Genomic DNA, 19391 nt, shown 5'->3' with positions numbered 1-19391 from the left:
GGTCATCGCGTTCTAGCCTGTGGAGAGATTGACATTAGTCAGCTTGTTGAAGCAGGAACTTGCCTTATGAGTGATCATAAGGCCCCGATGGTTTTAAACTAATCGGAATCCCCCTCCTTTCCTGAACTTGTTCAGGCGCTTAGCGAGGTGGGGGAGGATGTCAACGATCTAGCTATATACTCTTTAAATTTTAAAATAGGCATAGGGCGGCCATACTTCCAGCCTTGCCCGTAATGTACCCCAGCTTCTTTTAAAATGACTTCTTGCTCTGTTGTTTCTATGCCCTCTGCCACACAGGTATAACCAAATTTGTGTACTAGTTCCATAATATTAGGGATCATAGAGGCTTTTAAGCCTTCCGTAGCTATGTCTTGTACAAATGAACGGTCTATTTTAAGTTGATGAAAACTCAAATTATGTAAGTTTTTTAAATTTGAATAACCAGTGCCAAAATCATCAAGCGACAGGCGAAAGCCCGACTCGATTAATGCTTTAAAATAGCCATGAGCAATAGTTGAATCTAAATACTCGTCTTCGGTTATTTCTAAACAAATTACAAATTTAGATTGCATTAACCCGGCTATTTTCGGTAATGATGACACATTCCCTTGCTCTACATCACAAGGGAAAATATTTAATGATACCTTAAACCCACTTGGTAACTGCTCTGCACTTTCTAACTCATTAAGCACAGTGTTAATCATTATTTTGGTAAAAGACCAAGTTAAATTAATTTGTCTAAGTATAGGAATAAATTGATCCGGTGTAAGCACCCCGTAATCATCTTTAAAGCGCGCAAGTACCTCGCAACCAATTGTTTTTCCGCTTTGTAAATTAACTATTGGCTGATAAACCCAATAAAAATTACCACTCTTTAATCCCCTACGTACCCTGCTTACAATTGAGCGGCGCGTAGTTAGGTGCTCATCAACTAATAATCCACACGAAATACTCACCAAGCAAATTAAAATAAACGAAATAATAAATAGTTGGCGATTATCGGTAAAAAACACATCCCATGGTAAATACAAAGCAACACAATAATTTCTATTATTATTGCTGCACGTTATATTCGTTTCGTAATGTAAATAGTCATTACTTTTTATATTATTATGAAGCCCTGTTTGCCCAGCTAAATGAAATAAGTTTTCAGATTCTTTATAAAAAACCTGCCAATTAGGCGTTACAATAATTTTAGGATCGAATACTTCTGATTTTAGTATGAGGTTATAATTGCCTTGGCGAATAATTAGCACTTTTAGTGGGCGCTCAGTAAAGAGTAATAAGTAAAGTTCAGGCTCAAAGCGTATGCCTATTTGTGAGGGGCTGTTTTTATTTACAATATAATCTGGTTGGTTATCTGGTAAAGGATTTTCAAGCATACCAGTACCTGTAGTACAGATTAATGTATTATTTTTAAAGTAGCCTATATCAATAGCAAACTTGGCATCAAATAGCATCCGCCGCATAGCAAGTAAATTCGCTTCGTTACAAGTAGTAAAATTTAGGTTATTTAATTTAGTTAAAACACGAACGCTTTCCTCTACACCATCGTCTACTTGGGAGAGTAAATATTGTGAGTCTGAACGTGTTTGCGCTGCTAATTTTTGACCCGCAAAGTACAATAAAATAAAGCAACCTAATGCAAATATAAATCCACCTGATAGCAGTACTACTACTATTATTTTTTTAGGATGCTGTTTCATTGTAAATTGAGGTATCCCCATTTATGCAAAGTCCTTTAATAATTACATAAGTAACTGAAAATTCAAGTTTCTGATAATATATTTACAATAAATATTTAAAAATTAAAACTCACGAATAATCGCCCCTAATGCATCACTAATTTTTTGATGCTGTTTTTCGTCCAAATGCACACCATCCTCATTTGAAACACTCACAATCCTTGCCAAATCATAAAATGAGCATTGTTTTATGCTAGCAACATTTGCAAATGCTGCAGCTAATTGCACTACTTTTTGCTCTGCTCCTTTGTATACGCCTGCGTAACTTCCTACTTCTCGTACATGAGCGGGACTAAGTATTAAAATTTTTGGAGAGCCTGGCGCATTGCTTTGCTCATAAAAATTCAATATTGAATCTATTAATGCTGTTAACCCAGCGGCAATATCGTGCACATTTAAACTAAACCGATTTTTCAGATCGTTAGTACCTAAATCTATAATAATTAAATCTATTTCAAGTTCATTTAAGTAAGACTGTAAATAAGTTACGCCCGATAACTCACCTGCAAACGGTGGGTTGTTTACTAAAGCACGGTTAGGCTGCCCAGCTTCTATTATTGTAAAATTAGCCCCTAACTTTACAGCAAGCTTTGCTGGCCAGCGCACTGTAGCACTAAATCGTTTTCCTGTTTGCGGATTTAAACCCCAAGCATTGGAATCCCCAAAGCATAATATGTTTTTTATCATTAAAAAGGGTTTAGCGTATAGCCCTGCTGTTGTAACTGCGCATGTGCTGTCATTGCCGATAACGACATTTTTACGCCTTTTATTAACTGCTCAGGAGCTACTTTATAGTGCGTGGCCGACTGCCCACATACATAAACCACCGTATTATTAGCAAGTAATTGCTCAATTAAGCTTTGATTTTTGTTATCGACTTCAAAGCGGTTTTTATATGTATTATTATCAAGCACATCTACGCTTGCACTGCCATGTATTACGAGTGCCAGCTCTATATTTTCTGGTTTAATACCATGTGCTATATGCATATTAATAAACCGCGCTAAAGAATTCATACCATTATTTTGCTCACCTTTTTGCGCGCCTTTGCCAACATCAAAGGCAATTTTAAAATGTGTGTTTTGCGTTATAGGTGCATGTGAGGGTACATTATAAAAAAAGCCAAAGTCTTTTATTGCGGGCTCTAAGTCATTCGCAAATACTGGCAGGCTTACAAACATTAGGCCAAGACCTAAAATAAAAGATTTCATTAATATTATTCCTTTTTATTTTTAATATTTTAATATTTTAATTAATAGTCATTTTTTGAACTACTTTAGGCTATCTACGAGTAATGTTTTACCCTAGTTGCCAATAATAGTAGGCACCAAATAACGCACTGCAGTTAATAATGATGGTGAGCCAAAGTACGGCTATAAAAATACGCTTTTGTGATTTATGCCTAAACCATTGCTGAGCGATTAACGCCCCCGGCCAGCCACATAATAATGCTAAGAGGTGTAAAGTTCGCTCTGGCACTCTCACCACAGGCTGCTTTTTACTCATGGCCAAACGTTTGTCCCATTTATAAACTAAAATGGTAATTGTACTCATAACTACGTACACACTTGCGGCAATTGTAGGCCAATAGCTAAACAGCCCTCCTACGGTTAATACAAACAAAAAAACAATCGAAAAAAGTAATAATGCTTTTTTAATCAAGTAACTCTCACCTATACTGTATCTAGGCCATACCCAGATTCACTTATACTAGGCAGTAATTATGTCATATTTAAAAACACTGATACTAACCTTTTGCATTGTATTTACAACCATTGTAAATGCACAGCCTACTGATTTAGCTAAAGAGCTCAGCGCATTTAAGCCATATTTAGGCACATGGCAGGCTAATTTTACAGTCCCTGAAGGCGCAAAGCCAAAGCAAGACATTAGTAAATGGCAGCGGGCTTTAAACGGTAAAGCTATTCGTACTATACATTCAATCAATGAAGGAGAGTATGGCGGCGAGTCGATGATATTTTACGATAGTAAAAAAGACTCATTAGTATTTTATTATTTCACTACGGCGGGGTTTTACACTAAAGGCACAATGAAGATACTTAGCCCTACTCAGTTTGTAGCCTATGAAGAAGTAACGGGAAATAAAGAAGGCATAACTAAAGTTAAGTCTACCAGCGAAATTAAAGGTGATGAATTTATTGTATCAACCTCGTACTTAAAAAAAGGCGAGTGGACTAAACCTGCAACCCGAACCTATACACGCAGTAACCAGCAGGTTAAGTTTCAATAAAGCGTTTATAACAACATTTAATTGAAAAAGGCAGCCAAGGCTGCCTTTTTCATAACTACTTAGAATTTATAAACTACTTTATGAATTTTTTAAATGGTTCATCAACTGGCGTATCTGCAAGGTGGTTAGTGTAGTTACTCATTACTTTTTGCGATAAGCCTACAATAATTTCAAGCAGTTGTTGCTTGCCATAACCCGCTGCAAAAAACTTTTCAATCTGCTCATCACTTATCACACCGCGGTCACGTGCCATTGCAAGTGTGGTTTCACGAAGTGCTTCAAGCTTAGGATCAGCAAGTGGTGTTTTATTTACTAGCGAATCAACAATACCTTGATCAACTTTCATTGACGCTGCAATTGCACTGTGGGCTGGCACACAATAATGACAGTTATGTTCAACGTTAATTGATTGCCATACAACCGTTAATTCTTCAGCATTAAATGACGTGTTTTGAAACAGCTCATGCAGTACTTGATAACCTTTAAGTAAAGTAGGTGCTTCTGCCATTACTGCATGTAGATTCGGTACCATACCAAACGCAGCTACTGAATCGGCCATAAGAGATTTTGATTCTTCAGGTGCATTTTCTGCTGTATATAAAGTAAATTCTGTCATGTTTAGCTCCAATAAATAATTAGTTAGTTAACTTCGAGACACATACTATTTGATTTTGAGCGGTTGTTCAAGTTAAAATTGAGCATGTGTTCAAATAATTGAGAAGTGAGATGGCGAATAAGATTAAGTTTGAGCGTGAGACAGTTGTCCGCCTTGCAAGTCAGCTATTTTGGGAAAAGGGTTTTCATGCAACATCGACGCGTGATTTACAAGAAGCTATTAATATGCGACCTGGCAGTATCTACTCTGCTTTTGGCTCTAAGGAAGGGCTTTATATTGAGTCTTTACGAGACTACACAGTACAAATGGAGAGCCAGATTAAAGAATGCCTATCCACATCAGATACTATTTTGGGTGGGCTGCGCGCTTTTGTTGAAAATGTAATAACAAAAAAAGAAAGTGCACCTAGTGCTATTTGTATGCTGGTAAAGGCCAACTGTGAATTTGCAGATAAAGACAGCAATTTATATCAACTAAGCTTAGATTTAATTGATAAATTTGAAAACTACCTTTCGGTTCTTTTTGAACAAGCAATAGCAAAAAATGAGTTAAGTAATAATATATCTGCGCAAGAGTATGCACGCTTTTTTGAAGTGCAGTTTACTGGTTTACGTGGTTATTTTAATCGCCCGGGTGTTGAGTCACTGGCTCAGCCAATGATAGATCAAATGTTTAAGATCATAAAAAGCTTATAAACGTCTCATTTTAGTTATTTGAACAAAAATGGCAGTAATTTAAATTACTGCCATTTTTATTTTGTCTCAGTGCTAAATAACTATTACGTTTTTAACTTATTAAGTTCTGAGTCTTGTTGCGCAACTAATTTATTAAGTACTTCACTGCTGTCGCCTGCTTGTGAAGATAAATCAGATAGCTGCGAAGCCGCATCTGATATCAGCGTTAAATTACGGTTTATTTCTTCGCTCACTAAGCTTTGCTCTTCAGCTGCGGTAGCAATATGCGTAATTTGATTGGTAATTTCGTCCACTTTAATTACCACGCTGTGCAGTGCATCAAACGCTACTGAAGTTTCATCAACTGCACTTTGTGCCCGTACTACGCCTTTTTCGATAACCGTTGAGGCATTACCTACTTCAAGCAACAAGCTATCAATTAACCGGCTAATATCATCGGTTGATGAGCGCGTTTTTGACGCCAGTGCACGCACTTCGTCTGCAACAACCGCAAAGCCTCGACCATGATCACCCGCTCGTGCAGCTTCAATTGCAGCATTTAGCGCAAGTAAATTGGTTTGCTCTGAAATAGTACGAATAACATCTAAAATTTGCGTTATGTCGTTACTGCGCGATGCCACTTTTTGTACCGCTTGGTTAGCTTCTTTAATTTCCTCAGACATGGTTTTAACTTGGCTCATGGCTGATGACAAACTCGTTTCACTGCTTACCACTAAGCTATTAATTTCACCCGCTTGTTGCGCCGATTGTTCTGATGCGCGAGCAACTTCAAGTGCAGTTGCGCTCATTTCGTTCATTGCGGTAACTACGCTTTCAATTTCGTGAAACTGCGCCTGTACATTATGTTTAGTATCAATAGCAATATGCTGAGCAATTTCGCCTTGCTGCTTAGTTTGATCAGACACATCTTTTAGCTGTGCAATTAACACTCTAAACTTAGTTAAAAATCGATTAAAGCCATCGGCTAATGCTATTAACTCTGCATGCGACTCTACATGCAGCGTATGAGTTAAGTCGCCCTCTGAGCTGGCAAGGTTATCAACGCGTTGCTGAATTTGCTGCAGTGGAGCAACAATACTGCCAATAACTAGCTTCATAATAATAAAAGCAACAACTGCAATTGCTAAACCAGTTATTAAAATAATAACCCCTAGTGACTGCGCAGTTTGCTGCATATTTTGCGAAAGTGCTTGCGGCCCGGCCAGTGCAAGCTCTGCTGGTACTTCTATAATTAACGACCACTGCCTATTAGCAAGCTTAATATTAATTGGGTAATTAACTAAATACTGATCGTTAGCTTTAAAAATACCACTGTGATCTTTTAGCTTTTCTAAATTATTAATCGTTACTGCGTTAACAGCTTCTTTAAAAGGACGCCCTAATTTAGATTTATAATGGCTGCTACCAACCACTAATCCCAAATCACTCAGCAAGGTTACTTTTGCTTTGCCATTATAAAGTTGCTTAGAAAGCTGCTCTGTCATAGTTTGAAAAGTAGGTAGTGTTAAGTCAGCGCCAGTAATACCAATAAACTGCCCTGATTTTAAAATAGGTACTGTTAAAGACGTTAGCATAACCGAATCGCCAGAGGGAATTTCGTATAGGTAGGGTTCCATAATACACGGCTTAAGTGTGTCTTTAGCACATAAATACCAATGTGCCTCTCGAATACCAAACTCGTTAAGTGTTGTTATGTACTTATCTGCGGCGTTAGCTACCTTTTGCTGTTCAATAACACCGTTTTCGTCGCGGGTAATATATACTTCAAGTGTGCCAGCACCATCAACAGAATGTTTATAACCTTGCTGAAAGTAGGCGTCTTGGCCGTCAAAAGCGTTGGCTTCAAACTGTGAGTAAACCGATGATAAAAGAGTGTTTTTTTCAATAATAGCATGGTTAATACTTACCACTGTATCTCGGTTTAAGCTATTTTGCTGGGCTGCGTCGCTAAGTAATGCTGCCAATGTATAGGGAATTCGGTAGGCTTCGTTAATAAACCCAGCTATTCTTTCACCGTAAACAGCCGCGTTTGCATTAAGTTTTTCTTCTACTTCAGCAACTATATATTCTTCAGACTTGGCCGCTAAATCTTTATTACTTAATGATAACTGCCACCATAAAATACTAGACAGTACTAATACAGTTATAAATATACTGCCCACTGAGAGCCACAATAACTTTTTTGCTAACGCTATTTCCCGCATTCATCACACCCTTTAATTAATTAACGTATATAGTTTAGTTGATCTATAAAATGAAGCTATTAATTTAGTGTAAAAACAGCAATCTCATACAAAAGTTTAGCCTTCATGTTTAGCCAAAAAAGCGGTGGCTATTGCAGCCATAATGAGTAAAAAAACACTAACCCATAAACACGCCACTAACCCATAAAGCTGAAATACCCAACCAGAAAGCACAGTACCCAGTAAGCGCCCCATGGCATTGGCCATGTAATAAAAGCCTACATCGAGCGACACACCATCACTGCTGGCAAAGCTCACTATTAAATAACTATGTAGCGATGAGTTAACAGCAAACACCCCACCAAAAATAAATAAGCCCACTATAAGCGTATAATTTACCGCACTATTAAATTGCATTAGCAGCGCTAAAACGCCAGTTACAACGCACAATAGCGTAACCCATTTATATGCTTTATTAACTGTATTAAAACCAGAGGTAATAACTTGCCCAGTAATTCGCGGTGCTTGCGATTGCACTAACCCATACGCTATTACCCACAGTGCCATAAAGCCACTAACCCAAGTATGGTTCCAGTTAAATTGCGTGGCTAAATACACGGGCAGAGCCACTACAAACCACACGTCTCGCGAGGCAAATAAACACAATCGTGCTGTGCTAAGTAAATTAATAGCGCGAGATTTAGAGAATAACGTTTTAAATTTAGGTTTGTTTTTGGCCTTACCTATATCGCCTTTTAAAAAGACTAAACTTATAACCCAGGCAACACTCAATAAAACGATTAAAGTAAACAACGCACCAACAAAACCAAATAAAGTAAGCAGTACCCCACCTAAAAAGAAGCCCACTCCTTTTAATGCATTTTTAGAGCCTGTAAGTATGGCAACCCATTTATATAATTGACTTTGCCCACTGCTGTTTTGCGGCACCAAATATTTAATCGCGCTTTTGGCGCTCATTTTATTAAGATCTTTGGCAATCCCACTTAACGCTTGTGCTGCCATTACATAAGCAACCGTTAACCAATCTGTTGGCACGCAAAGCATAGCAAGCGCAAGTATTTGCAGCCCTAAGCCTATATTCATGGTTTTATTTAAGCCAAGTTGCGCTCCTAACCATCCCCCCACTAAGTTAGTGATCACGCCAAATATTTCGTAAAACAAAAACAACATAGCAATCGCTAATGCGCCATAACCTAACTGATGAAAATACAGCACCACTAACATTCGCAGTGCGCCATCGGTTAAAGTAAAAGCCCAATAATTGCCGGTAATGATGAAATACTGTTTTAGTGAGCTTGGTAAGTTAGCTAGTTGCGCAAACATTAAATTAGCCTATTAACTTGATTGATCACTTAAACCAACTTTTAGCATTAGCTCTGCAGTACGATTTGCATAGCCCCACTCGTTATCGTACCAAGCGTATAATTTAAGCTGAGTGTTGTTAATTACCATAGTAGAAAGCGCATCTATTATGCTGCTGCGCGGATCGGTTGCGTAATCAATCGATACCAGTGGTTTTTCCTCGTAGCCTAAAATACCTTTAAGCTCGTTATTAGCCGCATTTTTAAACCAGCCATTTACTTCATCTTCACTAACGCTGCGCTGCAGTTCAAACACACAATCGGTAATCGAGGCGTTAGTAAGTGGTACACGTACAGCATGGCCGTTTAATTTACCTGTTAGCTCAGGAAAAATATGCGTAATAGCTGTTGCGCTGCCTGTTGTTGTTGGTATTAAACTTGTGCCACAAGAACGTGCTCGGCGTAGGTCTTTATGTGGTGCGTCAATAATGGTTTGCGTATTGGTAATACTATGAATAGTGGTTATGGAGCCGTGTTTTATTCCCACTTTTTGTTGCAGTACCTTCACAATAGGCGCTAAGCAGTTAGTGGTACAAGAGGCCGCAGTAACTATTTTATGCTCACTTGGCTTATAAAGATGATCGTTCACCCCTACTACTATATTTAAAATGCCCTCTTCTTTTACCGGTGCGGTCACCACCACGCGTTTAACACCTTGGGCTAAATACGCATTTAGTAACTGGGTCGTTTTCATTTTACCGCTGGCTTCTATTACTACATCGCAACCAGACCAATCGTTGTCGTTAATGGTTTTATGGTTGCTTACAGTTATATTATGTTTGCCAACCTCAATAATATTATTAGTGGCAGTAACAGGATGATGTAAACGCCCATGCACTGAGTCAAACTCCAATAAATGGGCATGGGTTTTAGCATCGCCCGCTATATCATTTACTTTTATAAACTCTATATTTGGCCAGTCAACCGCTGCGCGCAGCGTTAAACGCCCCATACGGCCAAAACCGTTAATACCTACTTTAATGGTCATAATAAAATACCTTCTGTTATATTAATTACTTAACCTGAACTCTGGTTAAGAGATTTACTAACGTATTGAGTCATAGTTATATTTAATTTTATTTTCTCTAGCCAGAGGTTTTCAGTGAAAACAAGGCTAATTTACGCGTCAATAGCTGGCCTATTGCAAGTGAATTCAACGCAGTTAGCGCTGAAAATAGCTGCTTGAGATAAGTTTATTACCCACAGATCAGGTTACTTAGCAACAGCGCTCAGGGCGATTACCCATAGCATTTAAGCGCTCTAAATCACTTTTATAAAATGATGCTGTTGCAACACGTGTTTGCGTAATTACTGTTTGTGCCCAATCTGGTAGTGCCTTATTAATACTGTAGTACACCCATTGGTTTTGTTTTCGATCTGTAAGCAATCCGCATTGGCGAAGCTGTGCTAAATGACGTGACACTTTAGGTTGGCTTAAATTAAGTGCCGCAACTAATTCGCAAACACATAACTCTTGCTGATCAGCAATAAGCAATATGGCCTTTAAACGTGTATCGTCCGCTAGGCATTTATAAAATTGCAGGGGGTTGAATTGTTCCATAGCGTCCTCGTATCGTTAATATGTACACAATAAAACAAAAACTGAATATATGAAATAGTGAATATACGATTTTCCGTATATTTGTTTTTTATGACCTCAAAAACAAAAAAGCACACAAGGTTATTGTGTGCTTTTTAAATATTAGCGAGTGCCGTTATTAAATAACCGACAGCTCAACTTCAATATTGCCGCGTGTTGCGTTTGAATATGGGCATACTAAGTGCGCTTTATCTACAAGCTCCTGTGCTTGCGCTTTATCCATATCACCCAGCGACACCGCTAGCTTAACTGCAATACCAAAACCACCGTCAATAGCGCCAATCGACACTTCTGAGTTAATGTGCGTGTCACTTGGCAGAGTAATTTTCTCGCTGCCCGCTACAAATTTAAGCGCACCAATAAAGCATGCCGCGTAACCTGCTGCAAATAGCTGTTCAGGGTTAGTTCCTTTACCATCATCGCCGCCTAAGCCTTTAGGAGTTGATAAATCTACATTTAAACGACCATCATCAGATTTAGCAGTGCCTTCACGGCCACCGGTTGCAGTTGCTTTTGCTGTATAGGCAACGTTTTGTAATACATTCATAATGAACTCCAAAATTTAAAAAATTAATTAACTCATTTAGTTTGCATGCAAAATAATAGAACAACTAAATATAGATTGCAAATGCTTTGCATGCAAATTAAAATGCACTTTATTCAGTAAAGAGGTTAAAGCATGTCATTTGAGCAGTTAAAATTAAAAAATCAGTTATGTCATCGTTTATATATGGCATCTAATAGTATTGCTCGCGCTTATAGGGAGCCTTTAGCTGAGCTTAATTTAACTTATCCGCAGTATGTAGTAATGATGGCACTGTGGGAGCAAGACCAAATAACCATTGCCGAGCTTATAAATAACACCGCAATTGATGGCGGTGCAATGACCCAAATACTAAAAAAAATGACCGATAAATCATTACTTGCCGTAGTAAAAGACGAGCACGACAAGCGCAAGCGTTTAGTACAACTCACTCAACAGGGGCAATCACTAAAGCTAAAAGCGGCTGATATACCTAGCAAAGTGCTGTGTAAATTTAATAACGTAAATACAGAGCAAGCAAAACAACTAATGCAGTTACTCGACTTAGTCGTTAACGATTTATCTAATTAATGACATAAACTATTTAAAATAGCGCGTGTATCAAATAAGTGCATACAGCCCAAAAAACCCACCATATAAGTGCAAAAAGCTAACAACTCTTTTATGTAAAAATACTAATTCATTGATTCGTATTCATAAAATATTCAATTAAACGTTGGCATACTTCTTCCTATTACTTTATGTGTTTAAAAAAAATCAAAGGAAAAGCTATGTTTAATTTATATCACACACTTTATTTACTATGGCGTTTAGATGTTAGTTTTTGGCAAGTAAACGAGCCAAATAATCCGCGTACTACCGCTGATAAAGAGCGTATTCTCAGCCGTTAAGCTTTTCTTGTTGGTGTCGCTTTGCAAGTAAACCCAATGCATTGTATTGTTAGTTCTATTAAACAATTTATTTGGAATGTGTATGCCTGCCTTAGAAGTTAATTTTGATGGTTTAGTTGGCCCTACTCACAATTATGCGGGGTTATCGTATGGTAACGTTGCTTCGTTAAATAACGCCGCTAGCTTTTCAAATCCCCAAGAGGCGGTACTTCAAGGCCTTGAAAAAATGAAAGCCATGCACGATAAAGGCTTAACTCAAGGTGTATTTGCACCCCATGCACGCCCCGACTTAAATATACTGCGCCGCCTAGGGTTTAGCGGTAACGACGCGCAAGTTATTAATAAAGCTTTTAACGCCGATCCTATTTTATTACGCGCATGTTATTCAGCCTCAGCAATGTGGACAGCAAACGCCGCTACTGTGTCGCCATCGCCCGATACAACCGATGGTAAAGTGCACTTTACCGCTGCAAATTTAAACAATAAGTTTCATCGCTCGTTAGAGCCTGCCACCACAACGCGGTTGTTAAAAGCAATGTTTAATAACCAAAACCACTTTGCGCATCATACCCATTTACCCGATCAAGGCTTTTTTGGTGATGAAGGTGCAGCAAATCACACCCGTTTTTGCGACAGTCATGGCGAGCAAGGCCTAGAAATGTTTGTATTTGGGGCCAGTGCATTTAACAGCCATTTACCAAAACCGGTTAAATTTCCTGCAAGGCAAACCCTCGAAGCCTCAGAAGCTATTTGCCGCTTACATAATTTAAAAGATACCAGCCAAATTTTACTGCAGCAAAACCCAGATGTGATTGACCAAGGGGTTTTTCATAACGACGTTATTGCAGTAGGTAATGCCAACGTTCTGCTGTGTCATCAGCAAGCATTTTTAAATCAGCAGCAAGCATTGCAAGATATTCGCGAAGCCTACATTGGTAATAAACAATTTTATATTATTGAAGTACCTACAAGTAAAGTAAGTATTCAAGATGCAGTTAGTAGTTATTTATTTAACAGCCAGCTAGTAAGCCTAAGTGATGGCTCTATGTTATTAGTAGCGCCAAAAGAGTGCCAACGTAACAGCGCGGTTAACGACTACATTGAAGAAATGATCATGGCCGATAATCCTATAAACCAAGTACGCTTTTTTGATTTACGCCAAAGTATGCAAAATGGCGGCGGCCCAGCTTGCTTGCGTTTACGGGTTGCTTTGAACGAGCAAGAACTCGCTGCAGTAAACCCAGACGTTATTTTAACCGATACTAAATACACACAACTGTGTAACTGGGCACAACGTAACTACCGCGACCAATTAGGTGCTAAAGACTTTGCCGACCCAGCACTGCTGAGCGAAAGTTACCAAGCACTTGATGAGCTAACCCAACTACTTAATTTAGGCTCAGTGTACGACTTTCAATTAGAAGGTTAATTACTTACTTAAGCTAAATAACCTGAGCTCCGGATAATAAACTTATCTCAAGCAGCTATTTTCAGCGCTAACTGCGTTGAATTCACTTGCAATAGGCCAGCTATTGACGCGTAAATTCGCCTTGTTTTCACTGAAAACCTCTGGCTAGAGAAAATAAAATTAAATATAAATATGATTCAATACGTTAGTAAATCTCTTAACCAGAGTTCAGGTTAAATAATTACAAACGATACAACAAAAAATAGCGAGCCTTAGCTCGCTATTTTTATGTGTGCTGATACTGCTAATATTAATCTACTTTTGCAGTGTCTTTATTAATTGTAACGCTTGTTGCTAGCGACTCAGGTAAGTGCAAAGTGCGCTGCGGGAATGGAATTGTTAGCCCTGCTTGCTCAATTGACTCTTTAACGCGCTTATTAAGATCCCACACTGTTTGCCAGTAATCACCATTTACAGTCCATGCGCGTAATTGTAGGTTTACCGAACTTTCGGCTATAGATACCACCATTACTTTTGGCGCTGGCTCTGCTAGTAAACGCCCTTCTGAGCTGGCTATTTGTTTAAGTACATTTAAGCCATCATCTATTGAGTCGGCATACGAAATACCCACTACAATATCCATGCGTCTTTTGCCGTTACGGGTAAAGTTTTTAATATTACCACCCCACACTTTGCCGTTAGGAGAGGCTATATAAAGGCCGTCGGTGGTTTTAAAAATAGTAGTGAATAAGTTAATTTCGCTCACCGTACCCGATGTACCACTGGCATCAATAAAGTCACCTACTTTAAAAGGTCTTAATATTAATAACATAATACCTGCAGCTATATTACTTAACGTACTTTTTAACGCCAAACCAATTGCTAAACCTGCAGCGGCCATTAGTGCCACTAAACTGGCGGTATTGACCCCAAAAATATCTAAAATAAATAACGAGCCAATTATATAAACCAAGTAACTCGAAAGGCGAGAGATAATAGGCAGCAAAGTTTTATCTAATTTATTAAGCGGCGATTTAGAGCCATTAACTGCTCTTTTAACAGCGCGGGCAATTACGCCACTGGCAATTAAAATCACCAAAGCTAGAATCACTTTGTATCCTAAAGTGATGATTGTTTCTGAATGGCTTTGCCAAAATGCTAAAAGTTTATCTTTCATGTTTGTTCCGATAAATGTGGCTGAAACTCAGCAAAATTATGGTTAAATTTAATAAAAACGACTTCAAAAGAAGTGGCGCGAGTATATAGTAAAAAACAATTAAATCGATAAAATTAAAAACCATTTAAAACAGCATGTTAAAAGTTCTAACTCTTCATATTTTTAATTCAATTTAGGTTAAGGGTTAAATACATACACTTAACAAATCAAATAAAAGGAAACAAGCATGAACTTTAAATCAACAATATTAAGTAGCGCTATTATTTTTGCCTTAGCAGGCTGTGGCTCATCAAATGACGAGGCTGAAACAACCCCACCGCAAGCAAGTGATAAAACCACTTTTAGCTTAGGCATTTCCGACGCACCAGTCACTGGTTTAAAACAAGTTAACGTGGTGTTTGATTCAATAACAATTAAAGCCCAAGCAGGTGAAGAAGTTAGCTTTGCAACTCGCTCTAAAAACGATTCCACCTTAGCGCAAATGGTCAATTTACTAGACTATACGGGCGACGATATTTTTCAATTACTTAACGATCAAGAAGTCCCCGCTGGGGATTATTCGTGGATCCGCGCACAAGTGATAAACGGCGACACGAACAACCTTAGCTTAACATCTCACGTAGTTTATGAAGACGGCAGCATTGCACCGCTTATCGTAAAAAGAAAAGGTAACGATGGCGTGGGTGAAATTCAGTTAGATGGCTTTACACTCAATCAAACCGACAACGAGTTTGTATTAGAGTTTGATTTAAAAAAATCGTTAGTTGATCCACAAAATAATGACGAAATATTTTTAAAACCTCGCGGCGTGCGTTTACAAAACCTTTCTGAATCACAAGATATTGAAGGCACTGTAAGCCAAACACTTATAAACAATTGCGAGACTGATAACATTGCTCTTGCCGCTGATGATTCATCATTTGGTCATGCTGTTTACCTTTATTCTGCGCAAGCACAAACCCCTACAGATATGCATGAAATAGATGACCAAACGCCTGATAACGCACCGTTGGCGACTGCCAATGTTGTATTTGATGCGGACGATAATGAATACGAATTTGAACTCGCATTCATAACTCCAGGCGACTACCAACTTGCTTATACATGTAGCGCACACCTAGACGATGCAGAGCAAGTAGATGCTGATTTTAATATTTATCAACTAAAACAAATTAGCCTAACGCAAGCTGACGATTTATCAGTCAATTTTGACATAGCGCAATAACTGCATGGCGCACATTGAGCTGCGCCTTTATTCATTTGTTAATAAGGAAAAAACCATGGCAAAAGAGAAAATAGTACTCATAACCGGCGCTTCTAGTGGCATTGGTGAAGCAACGGCAAAAACCTTAGTAAACAACGGTCATAAAGTTATATTAACCGCCCGTAGAGAAGAGCAACTTAACCAACTTGTTGCCGAGCTAGGATCAGATAACGCACTGAGCGTAGCCGCAGATGCCACCGACTTTACCGCACTTGAAAACGTAGTTACTAAAGGCATTGAAAAGTTTGGCCGATTAGATGTAGCCTTTGCTAACGCAGGTATGGGCGTTTCAACTGCTGGCACCGAAAAAGGTGATCCGGATGAGTGGTCAACCATGATCGATATAAATATTAAAGCCCTATTGTGGAGCGCAAAATTAACACTGCCGCATTTACGCAAAACTACCGGACACTTTATATTAACCAGCTCTGCCGCTGGCCGTAAGCCAATTGGCGGCTCTATTTACGGTGCAACTAAATGGTTTGCTTATGGCTTTGGACAAAACTTAGCAGAAGAAATGAGTGAGTGGAATGGCCGCTGTACAACCATAGCACCAGGTATGGTAAATACCCCGTTTTTTGATGAAGCTAAACCCGACAAACTCGACCCGCAAGATGTAGCCGACGCCGTATTATTTGCGATTGAGGCAAACCAGCGCAATAGCGTACGCGAAATTTATTTAATGCCGACTAATTAAATGTAGCTTGGTAGATTTTGGCTGTCAGGTTTAATACAAGTGGTATTAAACCTGGTGGTTGCTTGTCCTAAATATGGGCTGAGAGCTGTTTAAGAGAAAAATTTTGGTCGTTTAAAAGCCCTGTTATATTTTTTAAACTGCACTTGTCGCTCTATTTTAATTTGCGATTTTCTTAGTAATCAAGATGGATTCAGCCAAATTTTCATACTAGTGGATTTACTTGTTAACCGTATTTAATTCTGTAAAAGAAACCTGCGTAAATCTCGCTCTTGTCGCATTACATGTAAAATATAAACCTTATCATTTTCAATTTTATAGAAAATACGACACGGATTAACAATAACTTCTCGGTAGTTTAAGTTATTTAGCTCAGCAGGCCTTTTACCTGATTCTGGATGATTTTCTAACCTTGATACTTTCTCAAATACTTTTTGAACCAATTTTTTAGCCACAATCAGATTACTTAAAGCAATATATTCAGCAACATAATTTAAATCATCGAGAGCTGGAGATGTCCATATTATTTCAGCCATTTACTCATTTTCTCTTTTGCTTCTTGATTAGAGAATAAATGGCCATTTTTAATAGCTTGTTCACCGCGCGCTACACCTTCAAGGATTGCTATTCGTTGTTGCATGAATTCATAATCATCAACATCAACTAGATAAGCAGATGGTTTACCATGTTCTGTAATTAACACAGGCTCTTTTGAAGTATGAAGATCAGCTAATATTTTAGTAGCTTGGCGTTTAAGAGTCGTAACTAGCTCAACTTTCATAAAAAATCCTATCTAGAACTTAAGTAATGTATCACTATAGTATCACAGCAGCCGGAGGTTACAACGACACGACTAAAAATTAGCCTACGATATTTGTCATTTCACAAACCGAAATACCCCTATATTACAACAACTTAACCAAGCTATAAAATAAACAACTGTAAACAGTTAGTTAGCTTCGCCTTACCTTTTCTAAATGTAGCAAAACCCCAAAATGGTGGAGTTCAGTAATATCAGACGTATAGCTGATTAGTTATACCCGTTGATTATTAATTAAGTGGTTATATTTAAATACCTGTGTTTAAACCAATAACGCGTTCACCCTATAACTCTTAAACTTGTAACTCGTTATTGCTTATAAAATTAGTTAAAAATCACAATCTACTCCTATTGAATCCTAATTAATTTTACTTCATATTAAATACTCTTATTTCTCACTTATTATGCTGTTATGTCATTTTTAAAATTTAGCCATGCACTAATACTCACACTTGCTAGTACCTTACCGCTTATAAGTCATGCTGCGCTTGATAAAAACGAGCGTGAAATAGTAAAACAGGTCGATAAAAATATTCCTCAAGCACTGCAAGAAATAGAGCAAGCTGTAAATATTAATAGCGGTTCGCTTAATATTGCAGGTGTAAAAAAAGTAGGCGCGCTGACAAGCGAGCAGCTTAAAGCTATTGGTTTTAAAGTAGAATGGCTGGATGGCAGTGCGTTTAACCGCGCAGGGCATGTATTAGCAACCTTTGAGAGTAAAAACCCCGATGCAATAAAAATACTGATGATCGGCCATCTAGATACAGTCTTTGCCAAACACGATGATTTTACAACCTACAAACAGCTTGATGCCGATACAGCCAGTGGCCCAGGCGTTGCCGATATGAAAGGCGGTAACACGATAATAATTACCGCACTTAAAAGCTTGCAAGCGCTTAACTTACTTGAAAATGTAAGCATAAAAGTAATACTCACTGGCGATGAAGAAAGCAGCGGTCGTCCGCTTAGCTTATCTAAACAAGCCATTGTTGATGCGGCAATGTGGGCAGACGTTGCTTTAGGCTTTGAAAATGGCGATAACAATATTAAAACCGCCATGGCGGCGCGCCGTGGTTATACCGGCTGGACGCTAAACGTAAGTGCTGCAGCGGCGCATTCGTCGCAAATATTTAGTGATAATGTAGGCTATGGCGCTATTTACGAAGCATCGCGTATTTTAAATAGCTTTAGAGAACAACTTGCCACACAACCTAATTTAACTTTTAACCCAGGGCTTATTGTGGGTGGCACAAATGCCGACTACGACAGCGCTAATTCGTCAGCAACTGCGTTTGGTAAAAGTAATGTAATAGCACAAACCGTACATATAGCAGGCGATTTACGCGCACTTTCACCAAAACAATTAGAAAACGCAAAAAGGTCAATGCAACTCATAGCTAGTAATAGTTTAAATGGCAGTAAAGCAGAGCTTATTTTTGAAGACGGCTACCCGCCAATGGCATTAACCGATGGCAATAAAAAGCTATTAGCATTATACAGCGATGCGAGCCACGATTTAGGTTACAACAAAGTAGTGGCAGCCAATCCACGCAATGCAGGCGCTGCGGATATTTCGTTTGCCGCAAGCCATGTTAATATGGCACTTGATGGCTTGGGCTTAATGGGCAGTGGCGCGCACACTAAAAACGAAACTGCCGATTTAACTAGCCTTGATAAAAACATAAAAAAAACCGCATTGCTTATTTACAGGTTAGGACAGCTGTAAGATTATTATTTAATGTTTTCTACCAGTGAGCCAACTAATTATGTTTAATTCCATTAACCCAAGAGCAGGTTAACCCTACTCTTTAGCCTAGCTTTAATTCTGGTAATAAGTATGCAAAAGGCCAATAAAATTGGCCTTTTGCATAAGTAATGTTGCATGTATAAGGTGATCTGGGTAGTTAACTCACCATTGAACCATTACAATCACCAACGCTGGTACTATTAATTTTATGTTTCACGGTGCTTTTTCTCATGGCTATCGTAATCAGCATCGCGTACTCTTCTATCACTGTCTCTTTTGCCTTTTTTGCGTTTTCTTTGTAAGCGCGTAATTAGCCCCACATACCAATGTTAATGGCACCTATGCATAATTTACTCAGCATATTAACCTGAGGTA

The 19391-nt window shown here is 38.5% G+C and carries 20 protein-coding genes; 7 read left to right on the top strand and 13 right to left on the bottom strand.

Annotation, left to right across the window (positions count from 1 at the left end):
* Positions 1-131: 131 nt before the first annotated feature.
* From J5X91_RS16685 to J5X91_RS16670, 4 genes are all read right to left on the bottom strand, one after another.
* Positions 132-1727 (bottom strand): EAL domain-containing protein, encoded by a 1596-nt coding sequence (locus J5X91_RS16685; RefSeq protein ID WP_244363919.1) that lies wholly within the window; start codon positions 1725-1727, stop codon positions 132-134.
* Positions 1728-1808: 81 nt separating this feature from the next.
* The gene (locus J5X91_RS16680; protein ID WP_208835257.1) at positions 1809-2432 is read right to left on the bottom strand and encodes an SGNH/GDSL hydrolase family protein; all 624 of its coding nucleotides are present in this window, start codon (positions 2430-2432) and stop codon (positions 1809-1811) included.
* Positions 2432-2956: a DsrE family protein gene (locus tag J5X91_RS16675; protein WP_086996818.1), complete on the bottom strand. Its 525-nt coding sequence runs from the start codon at positions 2954-2956 to the stop codon at positions 2432-2434. Before J5X91_RS16675 ends, J5X91_RS16680 begins: the two co-directional genes overlap by 1 nt.
* 88 nt (positions 2957-3044) lie before the next feature.
* Positions 3045-3407, bottom strand: coding sequence for a DUF1294 domain-containing protein (locus J5X91_RS16670; protein ID WP_208835256.1), 363 nt, complete (start codon positions 3405-3407; stop codon positions 3045-3047).
* A 61-nt stretch (positions 3408-3468) separates the two neighbouring features.
* Here J5X91_RS16670 and J5X91_RS16665 point away from each other — a divergent pair, with 61 nt between their 5' ends.
* On the top strand, positions 3469-3996 hold the full coding sequence (locus J5X91_RS16665) for a hypothetical protein (protein WP_208835255.1): 528 nt from the start codon (positions 3469-3471) through the stop codon (positions 3994-3996).
* 73 nt (positions 3997-4069) lie between these two features.
* Here J5X91_RS16665 and J5X91_RS16660 read toward each other — a convergent pair whose 3' ends face one another.
* On the bottom strand, positions 4070-4612 hold the full coding sequence (locus tag J5X91_RS16660; protein WP_011329822.1) for a carboxymuconolactone decarboxylase family protein: 543 nt from the start codon (positions 4610-4612) through the stop codon (positions 4070-4072).
* Positions 4613-4722: 110 nt separating this feature from the next.
* Between J5X91_RS16660 and J5X91_RS16655 the strand changes: the two genes are divergently transcribed.
* Positions 4723-5307 (top strand): TetR/AcrR family transcriptional regulator, encoded by a 585-nt coding sequence (locus J5X91_RS16655; protein ID WP_011329821.1) that lies wholly within the window; start codon positions 4723-4725, stop codon positions 5305-5307.
* Positions 5308-5390: 83 nt separating this feature from the next.
* Here J5X91_RS16655 and J5X91_RS16650 read toward each other — a convergent pair whose 3' ends face one another.
* From J5X91_RS16650 to J5X91_RS16630, 5 genes are all read right to left on the bottom strand, one after another.
* Complete coding sequence (locus J5X91_RS16650; protein ID WP_208835254.1) at positions 5391-7511, bottom strand: methyl-accepting chemotaxis protein; 2121 nt, start codon at positions 7509-7511, stop codon at positions 5391-5393.
* A gap of 96 nt (positions 7512-7607) precedes the next feature.
* The gene (arsJ, locus tag J5X91_RS16645) at positions 7608-8834 is read right to left on the bottom strand and encodes an organoarsenical effux MFS transporter ArsJ (protein WP_179807733.1); all 1227 of its coding nucleotides are present in this window, start codon (positions 8832-8834) and stop codon (positions 7608-7610) included.
* Between the two features lie 12 nt (positions 8835-8846).
* Positions 8847-9860, bottom strand: coding sequence for an ArsJ-associated glyceraldehyde-3-phosphate dehydrogenase (locus J5X91_RS16640; protein WP_208835253.1), 1014 nt, complete (start codon positions 9858-9860; stop codon positions 8847-8849).
* A gap of 228 nt (positions 9861-10088) precedes the next feature.
* The gene (locus J5X91_RS16635; protein WP_011329817.1) at positions 10089-10433 is read right to left on the bottom strand and encodes a metalloregulator ArsR/SmtB family transcription factor; all 345 of its coding nucleotides are present in this window, start codon (positions 10431-10433) and stop codon (positions 10089-10091) included.
* 157 nt (positions 10434-10590) lie between these two features.
* Entirely contained in the window at positions 10591-11019 is a 429-nt protein-coding gene (locus tag J5X91_RS16630; protein ID WP_011329816.1) for an organic hydroperoxide resistance protein, read from the bottom strand.
* A 132-nt stretch (positions 11020-11151) separates the two neighbouring features.
* On the opposite strand from J5X91_RS16630, the gene J5X91_RS16625 reads away from it, so the two are divergent.
* Both J5X91_RS16625 and astB read left to right on the top strand, forming a co-directional pair.
* Positions 11152-11586: a MarR family transcriptional regulator gene (locus tag J5X91_RS16625; protein ID WP_011329815.1), complete on the top strand. Its 435-nt coding sequence runs from the start codon at positions 11152-11154 to the stop codon at positions 11584-11586.
* Between the two features lie 402 nt (positions 11587-11988).
* A complete protein-coding gene (gene astB, locus J5X91_RS16620) occupies positions 11989-13335 on the top strand; it encodes an N-succinylarginine dihydrolase (RefSeq protein ID WP_089369126.1) in 1347 nt (448 codons plus the stop codon).
* Positions 13336-13624: 289 nt separating this feature from the next.
* Here astB and J5X91_RS16615 read toward each other — a convergent pair whose 3' ends face one another.
* Positions 13625-14491 carry a mechanosensitive ion channel family protein gene (locus J5X91_RS16615; protein ID WP_011329813.1) on the bottom strand — a complete coding sequence of 289 codons (867 nt, stop codon included), beginning with the start codon at positions 14489-14491 and terminating at the stop codon, positions 13625-13627.
* Between the two features lie 226 nt (positions 14492-14717).
* Here J5X91_RS16615 and J5X91_RS16610 point away from each other — a divergent pair, with 226 nt between their 5' ends.
* Both J5X91_RS16610 and J5X91_RS16605 read left to right on the top strand, forming a co-directional pair.
* Positions 14718-15716, top strand: a complete 999-nt coding sequence (locus J5X91_RS16610) for a DUF4382 domain-containing protein (protein WP_208835252.1) — start codon at positions 14718-14720, stop codon at positions 15714-15716.
* A 55-nt stretch (positions 15717-15771) separates the two neighbouring features.
* A complete protein-coding gene (locus tag J5X91_RS16605; RefSeq protein ID WP_208835251.1) occupies positions 15772-16452 on the top strand; it encodes an SDR family oxidoreductase in 681 nt (226 codons plus the stop codon).
* Between the two features lie 233 nt (positions 16453-16685).
* On the opposite strand, the gene J5X91_RS16600 is transcribed toward J5X91_RS16605, so the two are convergent.
* Positions 16686-16985: a type II toxin-antitoxin system RelE/ParE family toxin gene (locus tag J5X91_RS16600; protein WP_011329810.1), complete on the bottom strand. Its 300-nt coding sequence runs from the start codon at positions 16983-16985 to the stop codon at positions 16686-16688.
* Entirely contained in the window at positions 16973-17230 is a 258-nt protein-coding gene (locus tag J5X91_RS16595; protein WP_011329809.1) for a type II toxin-antitoxin system Phd/YefM family antitoxin, read from the bottom strand. The genes J5X91_RS16600 and J5X91_RS16595 overlap by 13 nt, the downstream gene beginning before the upstream one ends.
* Before the next feature lie 451 nt (positions 17231-17681).
* Between J5X91_RS16595 and J5X91_RS16590 the strand changes: the two genes are divergently transcribed.
* The gene (locus tag J5X91_RS16590; protein WP_208835250.1) at positions 17682-18995 is read left to right on the top strand and encodes a M20/M25/M40 family metallo-hydrolase; all 1314 of its coding nucleotides are present in this window, start codon (positions 17682-17684) and stop codon (positions 18993-18995) included.
* Positions 18996-19391 lie beyond the last annotated feature (396 nt).

The organism is Pseudoalteromonas sp. K222D (genome assembly GCF_017653575.1).
GTDB lineage: Bacteria > Pseudomonadota > Gammaproteobacteria > Enterobacterales > Alteromonadaceae > Pseudoalteromonas > Pseudoalteromonas nigrifaciens.
Note: the sequence above shows the minus strand (reverse complement) of the source record. Positions and strands in the feature narration are given on the sequence as shown.